A 3,652-nucleotide genomic window follows, 5' to 3' on the forward strand; every position below is an offset into this window, starting at 1 on the left:
CATTCCGGCCGGATTCCCCCTCCACGGCCAACCTCCCACAGGGACGGAAGTCTCAGCCAGCCCACCCCCTCACCACACCGGACATAGTCCGTTCCGGACGCGTCCTTCAAACCTCAGTTAAATCTCATTTCGCAAATTCCCCAAAAAGTTCTTGACAAATACAACTGTATCTGATAAAGTTACAAATAAGAACTGTAACAAATAAAATTACATATAAAACAATCCGGCAAGGAGGAATAGAAATGGAGAAGAAATCAGTCGAAATAACGGAAAAATATGATGCAATCATAATCGGTTTTGGAAAAGGCGGAAAGACACTGGCGAAAGCGCTGGGTGATGCGGGAAAGAAGACGGTTCTGATTGAACGTTCCAACAAAATGTACGGAGGCACCTGCCCCAATGTGGGCTGCGTACCGACCAAATCACTCGTATACCGCGCAGGACTTATATCAGCCGGAGACGGCAGCTTTGAGGATAAAGCCAGGGCCTATAAAGAGGCGGTGGAACATAAAAACAGCCTGACCGGAAAGCTCAGGGAAAGAAATTATCAGAAATTAACAAATCACCCAAATATCACGGTGATGGATGGAACCGCCAGGTTTGTTTCCTCTCATGATGTTGAAGTGGAGCGGGACGGGGCGATGGTAAAGCTTACGGGCAAGCAGATTTTTATCAATACGGGTTCATCGGCTTTCGTTCCGCCTATCGATGGAGTGAAGGGAAATCCTTATGTCTATACAAGCGAGACGCTCCTTGAGCAAAAGGAATTGCCAAAGAATCTTGTCATCATAGGCGGCGGTTATATCGGCGTAGAGTTTTCTTCGATTTATGCAAGCTTTGGTTCCAAGGTGTCCATACTTCAGGATGGGGATGTTTTCCTTCCGAGAGAGGATGCTGATATAGCCGGTGCTGTCCGTAAATCGCTGTCGGGCAGAGGAATCGATGTACTGACCGGTGTAAAAGTCAAAGCAGTTGAACAGACTGAAGGCAGGGCTGCCGTCGTGTTTGAAGACAGGGAAGGCGTCAGGAAGCTGGAGGCCGATGCAGTACTGATTGCAACCGGGCGCAGGCCGAATACAAAGGAGCTGAATCTGGAGGCGGCCGGTATCGAAGTGAATGCCAGAGGCGGTATAATTACGGATGATTCGATGATGACGACGGCTCCGGATGTTTATGCTATGGGAGATGTCACCGGAGGACTTCAGTTCACCTATATTTCCCTGGATGACAGCAGAATCGTCAAATCAAAGATTCTCGGAGACGGCAGTTATACACTGAAAGATAGGGGAGCCGTACCGTACAGCGTATTTTTAGCCCCGGCATTTTCCAGAGTGGGACTCAGCGAAAAAGACGCAAGGGATGCTGGGTACCAGGTAAAGATCGCAACGGTTTCCGCGTCTGAGATTGTCAAATCCAAGGTGTTAGAGCAGCCGGACGGCCTGCTGAAGGCAGTAATTGACGAGAAGACGGGCCTGATACTGGGAGCGCATCTGTTCTGCGAAGAATCCTATGAGCTGATTAATATTATTAAGATGGCAATGGATGCAAAACTTCCCTATACCGTACTCAGAGACATGATTTTCACCCATCCGACGATGGCCGAATCTCTTAACGAGTTATTTGCCGTGTAATCCGGCCGTAACAGACTAAATTTGAAATTTACAACATAAAAGGAGTGTACTATATGGGTTTTTCACTAGATATCAGTGTACCGGTTCTGACGGTGTTTTTTCAGGGCCTGATCAGTTTCTTCTCTCCCTGCGTGCTGCCGCTGATACCGTTATACATCGGGTATCTGTCCGGGGGAACGGGAAGCCGCGGCGAAGACGGAAGGATTTACTATAAAAGAAGCAAGGTAATGCTGCATACGCTGTGCTTCGTAATCGGAGTCAGCTTCGCATTCTTCCTTCTGGGATTGGGATTTTCAGCCATGGGCGGCTTTTTCAAAAATAACCAGCTTATGTTTGCAAGAGTCGGAGGTATCTTGGTTGTAATGTTCGGATTATACCAGCTGGGCTTTTTCGGATCCAGTTCCCTGCTCGGCAGAGAGCGCAGGCTCCCCTTTAAGCTGGATACACTGGCGATGTCACCATTTACAGCTCTTGTTATGGGCTTTACCTTCAGCTTTGCCTGGACGCCCTGTGTAGGCCCGGCTTTAGCCAGTGTCCTTCTGATGGCGGCGTCAGCCAGCACCCAGGCGATGGGATTTGTGCTGATTGGCGTATATACGGCCGGTTTTGTTCTGCCGTTCCTCGCAGTTGGCCTGTTTACGACATCGCTTCTGGATTTTTTCAAGAGTCATATGAACGTTGTCAAATATACGGTGAGAATCGGCGGAATCCTGATGGTATTTATGGGAATTCTTATGTTCACCGGTAAGATGAATTCCGTGACAGGCTACCTTTCAAGAATTTCCCCGTCCGGCGGCAGCGGGTACAGCGCCGGTGTTGTAAGCGGCGATGAGACAAAGGAAGAGACGAAGGAAGAAACGAAGGACGGGATGGAGAGCAGCGGAGAAACAGCAGAGAGCGGTTCTGCATCGGGAGCAGAAGAACCGGGTTCCGGTGAGAACGCCGCTAAAGAGAGCGGTCCGAATGAAAGCGGTTCCGAACAAAACGCATCCGGAGAGACGGAACCGGCTCCGATGCCTGCCATCGATTTTACATTAAAGGATCAGTATGGCAATACTCATACGCTGTCCGATTACAAAGGGAAAACGGTCTTCCTGAACTTCTGGGCAACCTGGTGCCCGCCGTGCCGCGCCGAGATGCCGGATATCCAGAAGCTGTATGATACCTATGATACGGAAGGCGACGATGCGCTGATCGTCCTGGGAATAGCGGCCCCGAATATGGGAAGCGAACAGTCCGAGGAGGGCATTAAAAAATTCCTGGAGGATAACGGATATACGTATCCTGTCGTGATGGATACGACGGGAGAGATATTTAACGCGTACGGAATCTTCTCCTTCCCTACGACCTTTATGATTGACCGCGACGGAAATGTATTCGGCTACGCCAGCGGCCAGCTCAGCGAAGATATGATGAAGAGCATCATAGACCAGACGATGGCCGGAAAACGAAAGTAAGGAAAAGGGGATGAAAAAGTGACAAGCGAGTTTACGATTGCCGTGCATGCATTAGTGTTTCTATCACATAAGGGAACTTATTATTCCAGCGAAGGGCTTGCGGACAATGTATGCACCAATGCGGCCAGAATCCGTAAAGTGATGGCGAAACTTAAGAAAGCAGACTTGATTAAGACAAAGGAGGGGGCCGATGGAGGATATTTATTCCACAGAGAGGCCCGGGAAGTGGATTTGCAGATGATAGCGGACGCCCTTGATACTCCATTTGTAGCCGCATCATGGAAAAGCGGAGATCCTGACCGCGACTGCCTCGTTTCATCGGGGATGGCCGGTGTGATGACGGAGATTTATGATACCCTGGATCAGGAGTGCCGGAAACGGTTGAAGCAGATTACAATATATGATATAGAAGACAGAATATTTTCAAAGCGTCCGGAGAAATAAAAGCAGCAGATAAAGATTAAAAAGCAGGCCGCCTGTGCCCACTTGGAAGAGTGTGGCACAGGCGGCCTGCTTTTCTGCGGCTGAAATTCGGCTCTTTGTCAATAGTTGGGGTGGGATTTG

At 49.3% G+C, this 3,652-nt stretch carries 3 protein-coding genes; all 3 read left to right on the forward strand.

Translation table 11 applies throughout. The annotated features are described in order from the left end of the window. Window positions 1-242 precede the first annotated feature (242 nt). Genes CLOSYM_RS09095 through CLOSYM_RS09105 form a run of 3 tightly spaced genes read left to right on the forward strand, consistent with a single transcriptional unit; the run spans window position 243 to window position 3,532 of the window. Window positions 243-1,631 (forward strand): FAD-dependent oxidoreductase, encoded by a 1,389-nt coding sequence (locus CLOSYM_RS09095; protein ID WP_021641882.1) that lies wholly within the window; start codon window positions 243-245, stop codon window positions 1,629-1,631. 53 nt (window positions 1,632-1,684) lie between these two features. Beyond that, the gene (locus CLOSYM_RS09100) at window positions 1,685-3,088 is read left to right on the forward strand and encodes a redoxin family protein (RefSeq protein WP_021641883.1); all 1,404 of its coding nucleotides are present in this window, start codon (window positions 1,685-1,687) and stop codon (window positions 3,086-3,088) included. Window positions 3,089-3,106: 18 nt separating this feature from the next. Next, window positions 3,107-3,532, forward strand: a complete 426-nt coding sequence (locus tag CLOSYM_RS09105; protein ID WP_021641884.1) for an RrF2 family transcriptional regulator — start codon at window positions 3,107-3,109, stop codon at window positions 3,530-3,532. Window positions 3,533-3,652 lie beyond the last annotated feature (120 nt).

This window comes from [Clostridium] symbiosum ATCC 14940, from assembly GCF_000466485.1.
In the GTDB taxonomy this organism is placed as follows: Bacteria; Bacillota; Clostridia; order Lachnospirales; family Lachnospiraceae; genus Otoolea; species Otoolea symbiosa.

Excerpts from the sequence above, each read along its gene's own strand:
- CLOSYM_RS09095 (WP_021641882.1), top strand. The coding sequence starts at position 243 with ATGGAGAAGAAATCAGTCGAAATAACGGAAAAATATGATGCAATCATA.
- CLOSYM_RS09100 (WP_021641883.1), top strand. The coding sequence starts at position 1,685 with ATGGGTTTTTCACTAGATATCAGTGTACCGGTTCTGACGGTGTTTTTT.